General features: G+C 73.1%; 14 protein-coding genes. 3 read left to right on the forward strand and 11 right to left on the reverse strand.

Going from position 1 to position 16,905, the window contains the following annotated elements:
• Positions 1-5 precede the first annotated feature (5 nt).
• From proB to HD601_RS00560, 6 genes are all read right to left on the reverse strand, one after another.
• Positions 6-1,175: a glutamate 5-kinase gene (gene proB / locus HD601_RS00535; protein WP_184818337.1), complete on the reverse strand. Its 1,170-nt coding sequence runs from the start codon at positions 1,173-1,175 to the stop codon at positions 6-8.
• Positions 1,172-2,515 carry a GTPase ObgE gene (gene obgE / locus HD601_RS00540; protein WP_184829305.1) on the reverse strand — a complete coding sequence of 448 codons (1,344 nt, stop codon included), beginning with the start codon at positions 2,513-2,515 and terminating at the stop codon, positions 1,172-1,174. The genes proB and obgE overlap by 4 nt, the downstream gene beginning before the upstream one ends.
• Before the next feature lie 103 nt (positions 2,516-2,618).
• Positions 2,619-2,879, reverse strand: coding sequence for a 50S ribosomal protein L27 (gene rpmA, locus HD601_RS00545; RefSeq protein WP_184818339.1), 261 nt, complete (start codon positions 2,877-2,879; stop codon positions 2,619-2,621).
• Between the two features lie 14 nt (positions 2,880-2,893).
• Positions 2,894-3,208: a 50S ribosomal protein L21 gene (gene rplU / locus HD601_RS00550; RefSeq protein WP_116952530.1), complete on the reverse strand. Its 315-nt coding sequence runs from the start codon at positions 3,206-3,208 to the stop codon at positions 2,894-2,896.
• A gap of 158 nt (positions 3,209-3,366) precedes the next feature.
• Entirely contained in the window at positions 3,367-6,405 is a 3,039-nt protein-coding gene (locus HD601_RS00555) for an Rne/Rng family ribonuclease (protein WP_184818341.1), read from the reverse strand.
• A 513-nt stretch (positions 6,406-6,918) separates the two neighbouring features.
• The gene (locus HD601_RS00560; RefSeq protein WP_184818343.1) at positions 6,919-7,620 is read right to left on the reverse strand and encodes a TIGR03936 family radical SAM-associated protein; all 702 of its coding nucleotides are present in this window, start codon (positions 7,618-7,620) and stop codon (positions 6,919-6,921) included.
• Positions 7,621-7,768: 148 nt separating this feature from the next.
• Between HD601_RS00560 and HD601_RS00565 the strand changes: the two genes are divergently transcribed.
• Positions 7,769-9,151: an FAD-binding oxidoreductase gene (locus HD601_RS00565; protein ID WP_184818345.1), complete on the forward strand. Its 1,383-nt coding sequence runs from the start codon at positions 7,769-7,771 to the stop codon at positions 9,149-9,151.
• Positions 9,152-9,170: 19 nt separating this feature from the next.
• Here the strand turns inward: HD601_RS00565 and HD601_RS00570 are convergent, their stop codons facing one another.
• Positions 9,171-9,995: a PhzF family phenazine biosynthesis isomerase gene (locus HD601_RS00570; RefSeq protein ID WP_184818347.1), complete on the reverse strand. Its 825-nt coding sequence runs from the start codon at positions 9,993-9,995 to the stop codon at positions 9,171-9,173.
• Positions 9,996-10,236: 241 nt separating this feature from the next.
• A complete protein-coding gene (locus tag HD601_RS00575; protein WP_184818349.1) occupies positions 10,237-12,159 on the reverse strand; it encodes a TIGR03960 family B12-binding radical SAM protein in 1,923 nt (640 codons plus the stop codon).
• A 113-nt stretch (positions 12,160-12,272) separates the two neighbouring features.
• Between HD601_RS00575 and HD601_RS00580 the strand changes: the two genes are divergently transcribed.
• Positions 12,273-12,728 carry a hypothetical protein gene (locus tag HD601_RS00580; protein WP_184818351.1) on the forward strand — a complete coding sequence of 152 codons (456 nt, stop codon included), beginning with the start codon at positions 12,273-12,275 and terminating at the stop codon, positions 12,726-12,728.
• Positions 12,728-13,813: a hypothetical protein gene (locus HD601_RS00585; RefSeq protein WP_184818353.1), complete on the forward strand. Its 1,086-nt coding sequence runs from the start codon at positions 12,728-12,730 to the stop codon at positions 13,811-13,813. The genes HD601_RS00580 and HD601_RS00585 overlap by 1 nt, the downstream gene beginning before the upstream one ends.
• A gap of 53 nt (positions 13,814-13,866) precedes the next feature.
• Here the strand turns inward: HD601_RS00585 and HD601_RS00590 are convergent, their stop codons facing one another.
• Genes HD601_RS00590 through HD601_RS00600 form a run of 3 tightly spaced genes read right to left on the reverse strand, consistent with a single transcriptional unit; the run spans position 13,867 to position 16,863 of the window.
• On the reverse strand, positions 13,867-14,445 hold the full coding sequence (locus HD601_RS00590) for a hypothetical protein (RefSeq protein ID WP_184818355.1): 579 nt from the start codon (positions 14,443-14,445) through the stop codon (positions 13,867-13,869).
• Positions 14,442-16,541 carry a DUF6571 family protein gene (locus tag HD601_RS00595; protein ID WP_184818357.1) on the reverse strand — a complete coding sequence of 700 codons (2,100 nt, stop codon included), beginning with the start codon at positions 16,539-16,541 and terminating at the stop codon, positions 14,442-14,444. Before HD601_RS00595 ends, HD601_RS00590 begins: the two co-directional genes overlap by 4 nt.
• A gap of 34 nt (positions 16,542-16,575) precedes the next feature.
• A complete protein-coding gene (locus tag HD601_RS00600) occupies positions 16,576-16,863 on the reverse strand; it encodes a hypothetical protein (protein WP_184818360.1) in 288 nt (95 codons plus the stop codon).
• Between the last annotated feature and the right edge of the window lie 42 nt (positions 16,864-16,905).

Here is a 16,905-nt window from a genome sequence, read left to right on the forward strand (position 1 = left end):
CGGCCTCAGCGGCGCGGCCGGCCGAGCAGGACGAGGTCGTCGCGGTGGACGACCTCGCGCTCGTACTCCGGTCCGAGCTCGCGGGCGAGCTCCTTCGTCGACCGGCCGAGCAGTGCGGGCAGTTCGGCGGCGTCGTAGTTGACCAGGCCGCGGGCGACCGTGCGCCCGGCCTCGTCCAGCAGGTCGACGGGGTCGCCGGCGGTGAACGTGCCGGTGACGCCGGTGATGCCGGCCGGGAGCAGCGACGCCCCGCGCTCAACGACCGCGCGCACCGCACCGGCGTCGAGCGTCAGCGCGCCCCTGCCGTCGGTGGCGTGCTCGAGCCAGAGCAGCCGGGTGGAGCGCCGTCCGGCCCGCCGGTGGAACCAGGTGCCGACGGCGTCACCGGCCAGCACCGCGGACACCTCCGGGGCGGACGCCAGGACGACGTCGATCCCGGACCCGGTCGCGATGGAGGCCGCCTCGACCTTCGTGACCATGCCGCCGCTGCCCAGCCCGGACCGCCCCGCCGAGCCGATGTCGACGCCGTCGAGGTCGGTGAGGCTGACCACGTCGCGAAGCCGGGTCGCGCCGGGCCGGTGCGGGTTGCCGTCGTACAGGCCGTCGACGTCGGAGAGCAGCACCAGGAGGTCGGCGTGGACGAGCTGGGCGACCAGCGCGGCCAGCCGGTCATTGTCGCCGAAGCGGATCTCGTGGGTGGCGACGGTGTCGTTCTCGTTGACGATCGGCACGACGCCGAGCTGCAGCAGCTGGTGCAGCGTCCGGTAGGCGTTGCGGTAGTGCGAGCGGCGGGTGACGTCGTCGACCGTCAGCAGCACCTGGCCCACCTGCAGCCCGTGCCCGGTGAACGCCGAGGTGTAATGGGCCATCAGCAGGCCCTGGCCGACGCTGGCGGCGGCCTGCTGCCGGGCGAGGTCGCGCGGGCGGCTGGCCATGCCCAGCGGAGCCAGGCCGGCCGCGATGGCACCCGACGACACCAGCACCACCTCGCGGCCCGACGCCTTGGCCTTCGCCAGCGCGTCGACCAGCATGGCGACCCGGGTCTCGTCGAGCCCGCCGTGTGCCGTGGTGAGCGACGACGAGCCGATCTTGACGACGACCCGCGGGGCCGCCGCGAGGGCGCCGCGCGCGCCTGCCGATCCGCCGCCCGCCGCGCCGCTCACCCCGTCGTTCATGACAGCCGGGAGTCCGTCCCCCGGGGGCCGAGGTGCTCGCCACCGGCGTGGACGCTGGGCTCCCAGTCGAACACGACCGCGTCCTCGCCGCCGATGACCACCTCGTCGCCGGCCCTGGCGCCCGCCGCGATGAGGGCCTCCTCGACGCCGAGGCGGGCCAGCCGGTCGGCGAGGTAGCCGACCGCCTCGTCGTTGGTGAAGTCGGTCTGGCGGATCCAGCGCTCGGGCTTGAGACCGCGGATGCGATAGCGCTCGCCCTCGTCGGTGACGGTGAACCCGGAGTCGTCGACGGCGGCAGGGCGCAGCACCAGGCGGGTCGGCTCCGGAGCCGGCGCCGCGGCCCGGGCGGCGGCGACCAGCGAGCCCATGGCGTAGGTCAGCTCGCGCAGGCCCTCGTGCGTGGCGGCCGAGACCGGGAAGACCTCCCAGCCGCGGGCCTCGACGTCGGCGCGGACCAGCTCGGCCAGCTCGCGCGCCTCGGGGACGTCGATCTTGTTCAGCGCGACCATGCGCGGGCGCTTGTCGAGGCCGCCGTACTTCTCCAGCTCGGACTCGATGAGGTCGATGTCGGTGAGCGGGTCGCGGCCGGGCTCCATGGTCGCGAGGTCGACGACGTGCAGCAGCGCCTTGCAGCGCTCGACGTGGCGCAGGAACGCGTGGCCCAGGCCGCGGCCCTCGCTGGCGCCCTCGATGAGCCCGGGGACGTCGGCGACGGTGTAGCGGACGTCGCCGGCCTCGACGACGCCGAGGTTCGGGACCAGCGTGGTGAACGGGTAGTCGGCGATCTTCGGCCGGGCCGCGGAGATGGCGGCGATGAGGCTGGACTTGCCCGCGCTGGGAAAGCCCACCAGGCCGATGTCGGCGACGCTCTTCAGCTCGAGGATGACGTCCTTGGCCTCGCCCGGCTCGCCGAGCAGCGCGAAACCCGGCGCCCGGCGGCGCTTGCTGGCCAGCGCGGCGTTGCCCAGCCCGCCGTTGCCGCCCTGAGCGGCGACGTAACGGGTGCCGGCGCCGACGAGGTCGACCAGCACCTCGCCGTCGCGCGTGCTGACGACGGTGCCGTCGGGGACCTTCAGCTCGATGTCCTCGCCGTTGGCGCCGTCGCGGTTGCTGCCCGCGCCCTGCCCGCCGCCGGTCGCCTTGCGGTGCGGCGAGCGGTGGTAGTCGAGCAGCGTGGTGGTGTTGGGGTCGACGACGAGGACGATGTCGCCGCCGCGCCCGCCGTCGCCGCCGTCGGGACCGCCGAGCGGCTTGAACTTCTCGCGGTGGACCGACACGCAGCCGTGCCCCCCGTCGCCCGCTGCCAGATGCAGCACGACGCGGTCCACGAACGACGGAATCGCCATGTCTCTTCTCTTTGTCCTCGGCACAGAAAAAGGCGGGCCGGTCGAAGTGACCGGCCCGCCCTGATGATTCAGGTGTGTTGCTCGCGTGGAGCGGGGGTCACTCCCCCGCCGGCACGACGATGTTGACGACCTTGCGGCCACGCTTGACGCCGAACTCGACGGCGCCGGAGGACGTGGCGAACAGGGTGTCGTCCTTGCCGCGGCCGACGTTGTCGCCCGGGTGGAAGTGGGTGCCTCGCTGGCGGACGATGATCTCGCCCGCGTTGACCAGCTGGCCGCCGAAGCGCTTCACACCGAGCCGCTGAGCGTTGGAGTCGCGCCCGTTCTTGCTGGACGAGGCGCCCTTCTTGTGAGCCATCTCGAGGTACCTGCCTACTTCGTCTCGATGCCGGTGACCTTGACCTGGGTGTACTTCTGGCGGTGCCCCTGGCGCCGCCGGTACCCGGTCTTGTTCTTGTACCGGAGGATGTGGATCTTCGGGCCCTTGGTGGCACCGACGATCTCGGCCGTGACGGACACGCCGGCCAGCTTGCTGGCGTCGGTGGTCACGGTCTCGCCGTCGACGAGCAGGACCGCCGGCAGCGTGACGGTGGCGCCGACCTCGGCGTTGTCGAGCCGGTCGACGTCGATGACGTCTCCGACGGAGACCTTTCTCTGGTTACCGCCGCTGCGGACGATCGCGTACACCGCGGACTCACTCTCTCACTCGGGCTTCGGGCGCGCATGCCGACGCCGTTGAGCGGGCACGCGGGTATGGGCGCGAAGAGCGCCGACGCCCTAGGGTACGGAATTGGTCAGGGTCGGGTCAAACTCAGGAGCTCGTTCAGCCGGATCATGCCCGGCCCTCAGGAGACGGGGCTGCCGGCGGGCCGCTCAGCGCGACGGCGGGTGCGGCGCGGGCGCGCCGGCTCCGTCGTCTCGGCGGGCTGTCCCGTGACGGCGGCCTCGGTCTCGGCCGGGCCCGTCACCAGCGTCTGCGCGGGCGGCGGGGGTGGCGGCGGAGGCGGGGCTGACGACGATGTCGCCTCGGTCTCGGTGGACTGCTGCGAGGTCTCCGGCTCGTCGTGCTCGCCGTGGCCGTTGCCGTTGGCGCCGACCGGCATGAGGTCGGCCGGAGACGCCTCGCCGGGGCTGGCCGACGCCTCGAGCTTCGGCGTCAGTGCCTCGGCCGGCTGCGCGACCGCGGCCGCCGGAGCGGGCTCGGCCTTGCGCCGTCGTCCACGCCGCTCGGAGCGGCTGCCGCGGCCCTCGTCGGACCCGGACGAGCCAGAGGAGCCCGCCGAGCCGGAGGAGCCGTTGCCCGACGAGCCGTTGCCGGACTCGACCGGGTGGGCGTGGATGAGCAGGCCGCGGCCCTTGCAGTGCGGGCACGGCTCGCTGAACGCCTCGAGCAGGCCGGTGCCGATGCGCTTGCGCGTCATCTGGACCAGGCCCAGCGACGTGACCTCGGCGACCTGGTGCTTCGTGCGGTCGCGGCCGAGGCACTCGACCAGCCGCCGCAGCACGAGGTCGCGGTTGGCCTCGAGCACCATGTCGATGAAGTCGATGACGATAATGCCGCCGATGTCGCGCAGCCGTAGCTGGCGCACGATCTCTTCGGCCGCCTCGAGGTTGTTCTTGGTGACGGTCTCCTCGAGGTTGCCGCCGGACCCGGTGAACTTGCCGGTGTTGACGTCGACGACGGTCATGGCCTCGGTGCGGTCGATGACCAGCGAGCCGCCGCTGGGCAGCCAGACCTTGCGGTCCATGGCCTTGGCGATCTGCTCGTCGATGCGGAACGCGGCGAAGACGTCGTCGGGGCCGGTCCACTTCTCGACCCGCTCGCGCAGCGACCCGGCGACGCTCGAGACGTACTCCTCGATGGTGTCCCAGGCGCGGTCGCCGGAGACCACGAGCTTGGTGAAGTCCTCGTTGAACAGGTCGCGGACGACCTTGATGGCGAGATCGGGCTCGCCGTGCAGCAGCTGCGGGGCGTTGCCGCTGGAGGCCTTCTTCTCCAGCGCCTCCCACTCGGCCTGCAGCCGGCCGACGTCGTTGGTCAGCTCCTCCTCGGACGCGCCCTCGGCGGCCGTGCGCACGATGACGCCGGCGTCCTCGGGGACGACCTGCTTGAGGATCTTCTTGAGCCGGGTGCGCTCAGTGTCGGGCAGCTTGCGGCTGATGCCGTTCATCGACCCGCCGGGCACGTACACGACGTAGCGGCCGGGCAGGCTGACCTGGCTGGTCAGCCGGGCGCCCTTGTGGCCGATGGGGTCCTTGGTGACCTGCACCAGGACCGACTGGCCGGACTTGAGGACGTCCTCGATGCGCTTCGGGCCGTCGTTCTTGCCCAGGCCCGTCCAGTCGACCTCGCCGGCGTACAGGACGGCGTTGCGGCCGCGGCCGATGTCGACGAACGCCGCCTCCATGGCCGGCAGCACGTTCTGCACGCGGCCGAGGTAGACGTTGCCGATGAGCGACTGCTGCGAGGCGCGGCTGACGTAGTGCTCGACCAGCACGTCGTCCTCGAGCACCGCGATCTGGGTGAGGTCGCCGGACTGCCGGACCGCCATGACGCGGTCGACGGCCTCGCGGCGGGCCAGGAACTCGGCCTCGGACAGGATGGGCGGACGGCGCCGGCCGGCCTCGCGGCCCTCACGACGGCGCTGCTTCTTCGCCTCGAGGCGGGTCGAGCCCTTGACCGACGTGACCTCGTCCTCGACGTCACGGGACTCGCGGACCCGCACGACGGTGTTCGGCGGGTCGTCCGGACGGGACTCGTCGCCGTCGTCGTTGCGGCGGCGCCGGCGACGGCGACGACGGCGGCTGCCGCCCTGGTCGTCGTCGGAGTCGGCGTGGTCGTCGTCGGAGTCGCCCTGGGCGTCGTCGTGACCGTCCTCGGCCTGCTCGTCGTCCTCGTTCCGGCCCTGCTCGTCGTCGGAGTCGTCGTCGGACGCGGAGTCGGTCTCGTCGGAGCGACGGCGCCGGCCGCGGCCACCGCGACGGCGGCGCCGGCGGCGGGTGCCGTCGCCATCGCCGTCGTCGTCGGAGTCGTCGTCGACGTCCGCGGTCTCGGCGGTGACGGTGGGCTCCTCCTCCGCCTCCTCGACCTCGGGCTCGGGCTCCGGCTCGGGCTTGGCGCGCCGGCGGCCGCGGGCCGGCTGAGCGGCCTCGGGGTCGGGCGCGGCGAACAGCGGGGCGGCCGAGAACGCCGGGGCCTGGAACAGGACGGCGGAGGCGCGGGCCTCGGTGGCCGCGCTCTCGAGGCCGGACGGCGCGAACGCCGGGGTCTCGGTGAGCAGGTCCTCGGTGGGGTCCTCGACGGCGTCCGCGTCGGCCTCGGGCTCGACCGGGAGCGGCTCGGGCGCGGGCTGTGCGGTCTTGCGCGACCGGGACCGCTTGCGCGGCGCCGGAGCCTCGGCGGGCTCGACGGCGACCGGCTCGGCGACCGCCGGCTCGGCAGCGGCCTCGACCGCGACGACGGGCTCGGCTGCGGCGACGGTGTCGACGGGGTCGGCGCCCTGGGCGGGCAGCAGCGACGGCGCGGTCTCGTCGGTCTCGGCGAGCTCGGCCGTGGCGCCCTTGCGAGCGGTCCGCTTGGCGGGAGCCTTCTTGGCGGCCTTCTTCACCGCGGTCTTCTTGGCCGCCGCCTTCTTCGCGGCCTTCTTGGCCGGAACGCCGTCGGCGAGCGAGCCGTCGCCGTCGGCAACCGGGGCGTCGTCGCTGGTGACGGGTGCGGCGGCGGTGACCGGGGCGCCGGCGTCGTGGAGCGTGGGCTCGGCGGCGGGCGGACCCGCGGCCCGGCTGGCGGCCCGCCGGCGGCGGGGCTGCGTCGTCTCGGTGCCGGATGCGGCCGGCGCCGACGAGCTGGTGTCTCCGGACGTGCCGCGATTCTCTTCCTGCATGTGGTGCACTCCTGTCGGCCCGGCGGGCGGGGCGCCGCGCCGTGGCCGGCGCGCTGCAGCCCACTCGCTGGGGGCAATACATCGGGCCACCTGGAGCGCCCGGGAGACGGCCGCCACAGGTGGAAAGCCTGTGATCGGCGACGTCCACCGGACCTGTGCGTCGTCAGGCCGTGCGCAGCGCCCGCCGCGGCGGCGCACCCGTGCCGGGGCGCCTCGCGGCTGGGCCGCTGTGGCGGGCCCACCGTGCCGAGCATCTCCGCGGGGATCGCCGTCGCCTGCCGCTCACCGATCCGGTGAGGCGGTGGCGCCGAGTCGACCACGCGCGGGACGTCGGCGAGGACGTCGTCGGACCGAACGGCGTGTACCGCTCGACCAGTTCCGAGTATCGCACATGTCCGTCTGAAAACCGTGACCACGGCCACCCGCAACCCGTCACATCGATCCTGACCGAACTCCATCGCCGCAGGTCAGCACGCCCGCCTTACGGTGTGCCCTAGATCACGTGGAGGAATGTCACGCGTCACGCCTCTCGGGCGCGTCGGCCAGCGGATCGGACATCTCGCCCGTGGCCTCGTCCCACACCCCCTGCGCGAGGCGGGTCGGGCGCGGCGGCTCCGGCGGGTTGAAGTCGGCGACCAGGCGCAGGCCGGCCAGCACCTCGTCGGGCCGCACCGTGGGCGACTGGTGCCGGACCACCGCCCGCAGCGTGACGGGGTCGGCCGCCGCGTCGACCTCGAGCCGCAGCACGGCGGCCCGCGGGTCGAGCTTGCGCACGCCGTTCTTCGTCAGCCGTTCCACCGGCACCGATGCCGCGGCCAGGAACGTCGCGGCCGCCGCCTCGACCTGCGCCGGCAGGGCGCCGGGCAGCTCGACCGCCCAGCTCGACGCCTGCAGCCGGTCGGCCAGCGCCCCGGGGGCGGCTTCCACCACCTCGACGACGTCGAGCCCCGGCGGCAGCGCGGCGTCGAGGGCGGCCCGCACCTCGGCGGGGTCGCAGACCCGGGTGACCGCGAGCTCGAGGTACTCGGCCTCGCTGGCCGCCCCGGTGGGCGCGGCGCCGGCGTAGGAGACCCGCGGATGCGGCGTGAACCCCTGTGACCAGGCCATGGGCACGTCGGCGCGGCGCAGCGCCCGCTCGAACGCGCGCTGGAAGTCGCGGTGGCTGGTGAACCGGAGCCGGCCGCGCTTGGCGAAGCGGACGCGGAGCTTCTGCACGGCGGGGAGCTGCTGGTGCGGCGCGCTGCTCAGGGTTCTGGTCCTCTCGGCGGTCGGGCTGAACGGATTGTCATTCGATCACCCATTGTCACGCGCCCGCGGCGGGCGTACGTTCCATCCCAGTCATCCGTTGTTGGGGGGCAGAGCGATGACGGATCTACGCGACGACGCGACCCTGGGCAGTCTGCGCTCGCTGCTGGCAGGTGAGCTGCTGACTCCGGACTCCCCGGGCTACGACGACGCCCGGACCATCTTCAACGCCATGATCGACCGCCGCCCGGCCGTCATCGTGCAGTGCGCCCGCCGGGCCGACGTGGCCCTGGCCGTGGCGTTCGCCCGCGAGCACGGCCTCGAGCTGGCGGTGCGCGGCGGCGGGCACAGCGTCTCCGGGCAGGCGCTCACCGACGGCGGGCTGGTGGTCGACCTGCGCCGGATGAACGCCGTCAGTGTGGACCCCGAGGCCCGCACGGTCACCGTCGGCGGCGGGGCCACCATGGCCGACCTCGACCGCGCCTGCCGGCCGCACGGCCTGGCCACCACGGGCGGCCGGGTCTCGACCACCGGCGTCGGCGGGTTCGTGCTCGGCGGCGGGACCGGCTGGCTGGACCGGCTGTTCGGGCTGGCCTGCGACAACCTGGTCGAGGCCGAGGTGGTGACGGCCGACGGCGAGATCGTGCGGGCCGCCGAGGACAGCCACCCGGACCTGTTCTGGGCACTGCACGGCGGCGGCGGCAACTTCGGCGTCGTCACCTCGATGACGCTGCGGCTGCACCCGCTCGAGCGGTCCACGCTCGGGTTCCTGCTGTGGGCGCCCGAGCGCGGGCCCGAGATCGTCCGGCTCTTCCGCGACGTGGTCCAGGCCGGTCCGGACACGCTCGGCGGCGGCGCGATCTACCTCACCGGCCCCGAGGGCGAGGACTTCGTGCCCGACGAGCTGGTCGGCCGGCTGGCGCTGGCGGTCGTGCTGGTGCACGCCGGCGACGAGGCGTCGCTGCGCTCGCTGGCGGCGCCACTGTTCGACGCCGGCCCCGCGGGCGCCATGGTGGCCGAGCTGCCGTACGACGAGCTGCAGGCCGCCATGGACGACCCGCCCGGGTACCGCAACTACTGGTCCGCCGAGCACCTCGAGGAGCTGCCCGACGAGGCGGTCGAGGCGTTCTGCGCGCAGGCCGCGCACATGATCGTGCCGTCGGCGTCGCAGCACGTGCTGTTCAGCATGGGCGGCGCGATCGCCCGCGGCCCGCGCGGCTACCCGATCCCGTGGCGGCACGCCGCCTGGGTGGTGCACCCGTTCGGGCTGTGGACCGACCCCGCCGACGACGAGCGCGGCATGGCCTGGGCACACGCCGTCTGCGCCGCCGTCCGGCCCTGGAGCACCGGCGCCGTCTACCTGAACTTCATCGGCGACGAGGGCCACAGCCGGGTGGTGTCCGGGTTCGGCACCGAGGGCTACACGCGGCTGACCGCCGTCAAGACCCGCTACGACCCCGCGAACGTGTTCCGGCGCAACCACAACATCAGGCCGGCCTGACGCCGTCGTCGATCGAGGTTCAGGTCGCGTGGAGCTCGCCCTCGAGGACGGTGCGGGCGCTCCCGGTGAGCTCGACGGTGTCGCCGCGGGTCGCGACCCGGACGGTGCCGCCGCGCGCCGACAGCTGCACGGCGGTCAGTGGCGCGCCGTCGGACCGGCCGAGCTCCTTGGCCCAGTACGGCCCGAGCACGCAGTGCGCCGACCCCGTGACCGGGTCCTCGGGCACGCCGACGGACGGGGCGAAGTAGCGGGACACGAAGTCGTACGGCGCGGCGTCGTCGGCCCGGGCGGTCACGATGATGCCGCGCGCCTCGACGGCGGCCAGCGCACCCAGGTCCGGGGCGAGGCCGCGGACGGTGGCCTCGTCGGCCACCTCGGCGAGCACGTCGAACCGGCTGCGCCCCGTCGCGACGATCGCGGTGCCCAGCGCCTCGGCCAGGCCGGCCGGCTCCGGGGCGGGCTCGGGCGGCAGCGCCGGGAACTCCATGGTGACGGTGCCGGCGCGGTCGCGGTGGACGGTGAGCACGCCGCTGCGGGTGCTGAACCGGATGGGCCCGGCCTCGCCGCGCTCGAACAGCACGTGCGCCGTCGCCAGCGTCGCGTGCCCGCACAGGTCGACCTCGACCGCCGGCGTGAACCAGCGCAGCCGGTAGTCGACCGACGGCGTGGCCCGGGCCGCCTCGTCGCCCTCGACCGGCTCGACGAACGCCGTCTCGGAATGCTTCATCTCAGCCGCGACGGCCTGCATCCACTCGTCGGTGACCGGGCGGTCCAGCAGACAGACTCCCGCGGGGTTGCCGCCGAAGGGACGATCGGTGAACGCGTCGACGACGAGGATCCGCACGGTGTCCAGCGTACGAGTCCTCCCCCGCGCAATTCACCCGCGATCCCACAGGTCCGGAATGACCGCCTCGCCCCGCCCTTGGGCCCACCCACGTTGATCTTGGAGAAACCGCGCAGTTGCGTGCCGAAATGTCCGTTGAATCCGGCGAAAACTCCAAGATCAACTTCGGCGGACGTGGATCGAGGTGTGGACCACGCCGGGATCCGAGTTCTCACCGGTCGCGCCGCGGCCGGCCTCGTGCTCAGACCGGGGTGAGCGGGAGCAGCGGGCGGCCCGTCGGGCCGGTCTGGATCTCGGTGCCCATGGACGGGCAGACGCCGCAGTCGAAGCAGGGGGTCCAGCGGCAGTCGTCGAGCTCGACCTCGTCGAGGGCGTCCTGCCAGTCGTCCCAGAGCCAGTCGCGGTCGAGGCCGCTGTCGAGGTGGTCCCAGGGCAGCACCTCGTCGCGGTCGCGCTCGCGCGTCGTGTACCAGGCGAGGTCGACGGGTTCGCCGGCCAGCGCCGTCTCGGTGCAGGCGACCCAGCGCGAGTAGGAGAAGTACTCGCCCCAGCCGTCGAAGCGGCCGCCGTCCTCCCAGACGGCCCGGATGATGCGGCCGACCCGGCGGTCGCCGCGGGAGAGCAGGCCTTCGATCATGCTCGGCTTGCCCTCGTGGTAGCGCAAGCCGATGGCCTTGCCGAACTGGCGGTCGGACTTCACCGTCTCGCGCAGCTTGCGCAGCCGGGCGTCGACGACTTCATGGTCGGCCTGCGCGGCCCACTGGAACGGGGTGTGCGGCTTGGGTACGAACCCGCCGATCGAGACAGTGCAGCGGATGTCGCCGCGGCCCGACGCCTTGCGGCCGGCCTCGATGACCCGCTTCGCGAGGCCGGCGATGGCCAGCACGTCCTCGTCGGTCTCGGTGGGCAGCCCGCACATGAAGTAGAGCTTCACCTGCCGCCAGCCGTTGCTGTAGGCGGTGCTGACGGTGCGGATGAGGTCGTCCTCGCTGACCATCTTGTTGATGACGCGGCGCATGCGCTCGGTGCCGCCCTCGGGGGCGAACGTGAGGCCGGAGCGGCGGCCGTTGCGGGACAGCTCGTCGGCCAGGGTGACGTTGAACGCGTCGACGCGGGTGGAGGGCAGCGAGAGCGAGGTGTTGGTGCCCTCGTACCGGTCGGCCAGGCCCTTCGCGATCTCGCCGATCTCGGAGTGGTCGGCACTCGACAGCGACAGCAGCCCCACCTCGGTGAAGCCGGAGTTCTGCAGGCCCTCGGCCACCATGGCGCCGACGGTCTCGATGGAGCGCTCGCGGACGGGCCGGGTGATCATGCCGGCCTGGCAGAACCGGCAGCCGCGCGTGCAGCCGCGGAAGATCTCGACGCTGTAGCGCTCGTGGACGGTCTCGGCCAGCGGCACCAGCGGCTTGCGCGGGTAGGGCCACTGGTCGAGGTCCATGACGGTGTGCTTGCGGACGGTGTCCGGCACGCCCGGGCGGTTGGGGACGACGGCGGCAATGGTGCCGTCGGGCCGGTACGACACGTCGTAGAACTTCGGAACGTAGACCCCGCCGCCCGCGGCCAGCCGCAGCAGCAGCTCGTCGCGGCCGCCGGGCCGGCCCTCGGCCTTCCACTCGCGGACCACCTCGGTGACGGCGAGCACGATCTCCTCGCCGTCGCCCAGGACCGCGGCGTCGAGGAAGTCGGCGACGGGTTCGGGGTTGAACGCCGCGTGCCCGCCCGCGATGACGACGGGGTGGTCGTCGCCGCGCTCGGTGGCCAGCAGCGGGATGCCCGCGAGGTCGAGCGCCGTCAGCAGGTTCGTGTAGCCGAGCTCGGTGGCGAACGAGATGCCCAGCAGGTCGAACGCGGCGACCGGGCGGTGCGCGTCGACGGTGAACTGGCCGATGCCGTGCTCGCGCATGAGCGCCTCGAGGTCCGGCCAGACGGCGTACGTGCGCTCGGCGAGCACGCCGTCCTGCTCGTTGAGCAGCTCGTACAGGATCTGGACGCCCTGGTTGGGCAGACCGACCTCGTAGGCGTCGGGATACATCAGCGCCCACCGCACCTGCGCGCCGTCCCAGTCCTTGAGCGTCGCCCCGAGCTCTCCGCCGACGTACTGGATGGGCTTCGCCACCCTGGCCAGCAACGGCTCGAGCTGGTCGAACAGGGACTCGACGGGCATGGAGGTCCTACTCACAGGTGGTCTCGTGCGGTCACGGGTATGGTAACCATCACAGAGGACCGGGTCTGGGGCACGACCGGACATCCACTCGTCTGCGATGAGAGGCAGCAGGAATGACCGAGCACGACGGTGCCCGCCCGATCCACACCGCGCCCGACTCCACGCACGTGGTCACCGACGGCTTCGCGCCGTCGCCGCACGGGACGCGGCCGCTGGAGCTGCACCCCGACCGTCCCGGCGTGGACACCGCGCCCGACGTCGTCGCCCTGCCCGCCCCGCAGAACCCCGGGCCCAGGCCGCCGGACGATCCCGGCACGGCGAGCCGCGAGGAGCTCGAGATGGCGCTGCGCCGCGCCCAGCTGGTCGCCGACGACTGCGCGTCGCTGCTCGACCCCGCCCAGCGGGCCATGGAGGAGGGCGCGTGGGTGAGCCGCCTGGCCGACGAGTTCTCCACCGGCCTGGCCGCGCACGCACGCCTGGCCGGCGGCATCGCCGACGGCTGCGTCGACATCATCCAGACCGCGCTCGACACTCGCGGCCCGGACGAGCCGCTGGAGGTGCACGCGTGATGGCGAAGCTCACCGACAGCCTGGGCCCGGGGCCGAGCAAGACCGGCGCCGCCGACGTCGACAAGATGGCCGGCGGCAGGATCGACAAGGAGTACGTCCCCGACGACTCCGAGAGCGTCGACTACGGCACCTACGCCGAGCACTACGAGCCGCCGGCCGACGGCGGTGGCGGATACTCCGGGGGTGGCGGAGGGGGCGGCTCCTCCGACGAGACCACGGACACCCCGTCCGAGCCCGACGCCGATTCCGACACCGACGACACCGGCGACGACCCGCAGTACGCCGAGAGCGACGGCGACCCCGAGGCCCCCACCGAGGTCACCGACGACTTCGGCGACCCCGAGCTGCCCACCAAGCCCGGCCTGCCCGACGACGGCGCTCCCGACCAGATCCCGGACCCGAGTCCGCCCACCCCGACGCCGAGCACCGTCTCGATCGACGTCGAGGCCATGACGCGGCTCGTGGCGGCCATGGAGCGGGCCGGCGAGCAGATCGTCGCGCTGCAGGACGAGATGCGCACCATCCTGTCGGGGGTCCGCCTCGAGACCTCCGAGACCGCCCGCTTCGAGCAGGTCTCCGAGTGGATCAGCGCGGAGCTGCCGGGCCTGCGTCGCCGGCTGGCCATGGCCCAGGACCTCCTCGGCGGTGGGGGCGTCAGCACGCAGCCCGACCACCGCCCGCAGGTGCCGCGCCCGTACGTCGGCGACGAGTCCCAGATCACCACCCGCCCGCCGCAGGAGTCCTACGACGCCGGCCGGGTCACGGCCGAGCGCTTCGGCCTCGGCGACCACGAGACCACCCGTCAGCTGGTCGCGGAGCTGCGCGAGAACCGGCACGACCCCTACTACGCCCGCGAGGTCGCCCACACCGCCGACCCCGAGACCATGGTCCGGGCGGTCGTGGCGGCCGGCGACGGCGAGCAGGCGGCCGAGCTGACCGAGCTCACCGCCGCGACGGTGGCCACCGCGTCCCGCGGCACCGGCGAGCTGGCCCCGCCGGCCGGCTACGAGGAGCAGTGGGCGGCACTGCGCGAGAGCGACGACCCCGCGGTGGCGGCCGCCGCCGAGCAGCTCCGCCCGGCCTGACGACCGACCCGTCCGGCCCGGCCAACTCCAGGCCGGACGGCGTCAGCGCACGGTCAGCGCGAGGGCGGGGTGCCCTGCAGCGTCCACTCCTGCGGGATCTCGAGGGTCTGGGTGACTTGCTGGGCGATGGCGGCGGCGTCGGCCTCGCCGTCGCGCCCCTCGGCCGGGGCGTCGATGTGCACCTCGACGATGTAGTCGCCGCTGGACAGCCGCGCCTGGGCGGCCTCACCGTCGGCGAAGGTGTAGCCGAGGCCCTGGTCGTCGGGGAGCTGGTGGTAGGTCTCGGGGTCGGCCAGGCCGTCCTCGAACCCGGTGCGGGCGCTGCCCATCATGAAGTCGACCAGCACCCGCAGCGCGACGTCACTGCCGCCGTCGACGGTGACCCGGCAGCCGGCGCCGCTCAGCGCCCCCTGCGAGTCGCGCGAGACCTGGCCGCCCTCGGCCGCGACCTCGCCACCGAGGGCCAGCGCGGCGCTCTCGGCCGGCAGGAAGTCGCACAGCAGGTCGCCCCCGGGTGCGGTGGCGGGGATCGTGGTGGTGTCCACGGGAGTGTCTCCTTCGTCGTCGCCGCCGCAGCCGGCAACCGCCAGGACGGCGGCCACCAGCACGGCGGCGGTCTTCAGCAGTCTCATCTGGCGAGGTCCGCGCCCGCGTTCAGGTGCTCGTTGAACGGCGGGTACACGTTGGAGTTGAGGAAGTCGTCCATGGGGAACTTGTCGCGCAGCCACTGGTTGTAGGCCTCGCTCTCGAAGTCGAACTCGGGCGGGTTGCTCCCCGGCACGATGGCCTCGGGCGGCGGGGCGCCGTAGCGGTTGCCGCCCTGGTTGGCCTCGTCGATGTACTGCTGGTCGAAGTACCCGCTGGCGAGCATCTGGTTGAGGATCATCTGCTCGAGATCCTCCTTCTCGCTGGACGACAGCTCGGCGTAGTCGCCGCTGGCGGTGCCCTCGGACTCGCCCAGCGCGCTCTCGATCTGGCCGGTGATCTGGCCGTACGCGAACGCCGACCACTTGCCGGCGGGTTCCAGCCCGGGCAGCGAGGTGAGCGCGCCGAAGATCTCCGAGCGCGCCTCGGCCGCCTTCTGCTCCAGCTCCTCGTCGTCGAGCGCACCGCGGTAGGCCCCGTTGATGACCCAGCCCAGGGTGGCGGCCATCTCGTTCGTGGCCGTGGTGAGCCCGGGCACGTTCTGGCCCTGCAGCATGGCGACGGGGGCGGGCGGCGGGGTGCCGTCGTCGAGCGCGTCCTGCAGCGCCTGCGACATGCGCCACTGCGACGCGGCGCCGACGCCGGCGAGCACGGTGTCGATGTGCTCCTGCTGGCCGTCCTCACCGTAGGTGCTGAGGAGCTGCTGGATCATCTCGGGGTTCATCGCCGCGCCGTAGGGTGCGCCGTCGCCGAGCAGCTCTGTCTCGGGGTCGACCGTCCAGCCGTTGTTGATGGCGCCGTCGGGCTGCCCGGTCCGGGCGACCCGCATGAGGTCCGGCCCGTAGGACGCGAGCATGTCGGCCACCGGCCCGCGCAGGCCGTTCCACATGTCCCAGCCGTCATTGGCGCCCATGCCGAGGACACCGCCGTCGGCGTCGTCGCCGGTGACGTCCCCGAGGAGGGTGAACGTCTGCGAGGCGATGGTGGCGGAGGTGGCGCCGGTCTCCTCGCCGTTGCGGTACGTCGTGGTGGCCGCCTGCAGGGCGAGGCCGAGGTTGCCGCCGTCGTCGCCGTAGGTGACCGTGCCCCAGTCACGTTCCTGCAGGAAGTACTGCAGCCGCGAGTTCATCTGCATCTTGGTGCCTTCGACGTCGACCTCCTCCGTCCCGCCTTGGGAGAAGAAGTCCTGCGCGGCCAGCGGGTTGTTGGACAGCGCGACCATGAACGTGGACATGACGTCGGTGACCTCACGGCCGGTGGCGGGGTCGATGACCGGGTCCATGTGGTTGCCCTTGGGGCCCCAGACGGCGCCGTTCTCGCCCTCGGCCTCGTACTCGTAGAGGTCGTCGCCGACCTCGTTGAGGAACGGGCGGGCGTAGACGCCCCGCGACATCAGCAGCGCGAGGTACTGGGCCTGGTTCTCCGGCGCCTCGCCGCCCTGCTCGTGCACGGGGGCGGTGATGGCGCTGGACCACTGGTCGGCGTACTCGGGCGGCATGGCGAGGTCGCCGGTGTTGCGCGTGGCGGTGCCGAAGACCGTGCCCAGCCCGGTGATGAGCTGGTTGCGCTCGTCGCTCATGTCGTGGTCCTGCTCGCCCCTGGCCTCGGCGAGGGCGTCGTAGGTGTTGAGCAGGTTCGCCATCTGCTCCGGCGAGAGGTTCTTGGCCAGGCCGGCGGCGAAGTACGGGTCGTTCGCGTTCGCCGCGATCTGCTCGATCAGCTCCTGGGGGATGTCGCCGCGCGAGTCGATGAGCGCCTGCGCGGCGTCCTCGCCGTTCTGCTGGGCCTCCTCGGGCGAGACCGTGGAGATCGCGGTCTCCTCGATCTCGACCGTCCCGGCCGGCCACTGGGGGTTGGAGTTCTCGAGCGACTCGGCCAGCGAGAGCCGCCGGCGCACGCCGGGGAGCTCGGTGTCGGCCCACTCGATGGCGTTCTGGACCTGGTTGCCGAGGTCGTGGTTGATGTCGTACTTGGTCAGCGCGTTCGAGAGGCCGAGCTTGGCGTCGCTCAGGCGCTCCTTGCCGTTCTCGATGCCGGTGACGACGTTGCGGAATTCCTCGACGATGATCTGGGCCTTGGCCACGGGTCATTCTCCAGACGGGTGCACGGGTGCGGGATCAGCCCGCCCAGTGGGCGCGGGGGTCGTCGGCCGGCACCTTGTCCGGCTCGTTGTCGTGCCTGGTCTCCAGCGCCGTGCCCGCGCTGCTGCCGGCCTCGCCGGCCGTGGTGTGGTGTCCGGTCAGTGCCGTGGAGAAGGTGTCGGCGGTGCTGCTGGTCCACGCCTCCTTCTCGAGGGCGTCCTCTGCCTCGAAGAAGGCGAAGCTGCAGATGCTCGCGTGACCGCGCAGGGTCGGCAGTTCGTCGCCGAGCGCCTGCTTGTACAGGTTGTCGACTTCGTCGCTCATATGTGCTGGCTCACCTTCGTCTCAGCTTCCCCGTTGTCATGT

The sequence above is a fragment of the Jiangella mangrovi genome (genome assembly GCF_014204975.1).
In the GTDB taxonomy this organism is placed as follows: domain Bacteria; phylum Actinomycetota; class Actinomycetes; order Jiangellales; family Jiangellaceae; genus Jiangella; species Jiangella mangrovi.

Coding starts and splice junctions, on each gene's coding strand:
- proB (WP_184818337.1), bottom strand. CDS start 1,175: ATGAACGACGGGGTGAGCGGCGCGGCGGGCGGCGGATCGGCAGGCGCG.
- rpmA (WP_184818339.1), bottom strand. CDS start 2,879: ATGGCTCACAAGAAGGGCGCCTCGTCCAGCAAGAACGGGCGCGACTCC.
- HD601_RS00555 (WP_184818341.1), bottom strand. CDS start 6,405: ATGCAGGAAGAGAATCGCGGCACGTCCGGAGACACCAGCTCGTCGGCG.
- HD601_RS00565 (WP_184818345.1), top strand. CDS start 7,769: ATGACGGATCTACGCGACGACGCGACCCTGGGCAGTCTGCGCTCGCTG.
- HD601_RS00575 (WP_184818349.1), bottom strand. CDS start 12,159: ATGCCCGTCGAGTCCCTGTTCGACCAGCTCGAGCCGTTGCTGGCCAGG.
- HD601_RS00580 (WP_184818351.1), top strand. CDS start 12,273: ATGACCGAGCACGACGGTGCCCGCCCGATCCACACCGCGCCCGACTCC.
- HD601_RS00585 (WP_184818353.1), top strand. CDS start 12,728: ATGGCGAAGCTCACCGACAGCCTGGGCCCGGGGCCGAGCAAGACCGGC.
- HD601_RS00590 (WP_184818355.1), bottom strand. CDS start 14,445: ATGAGACTGCTGAAGACCGCCGCCGTGCTGGTGGCCGCCGTCCTGGCG.
- HD601_RS00600 (WP_184818360.1), bottom strand. CDS start 16,863: ATGAGCGACGAAGTCGACAACCTGTACAAGCAGGCGCTCGGCGACGAA.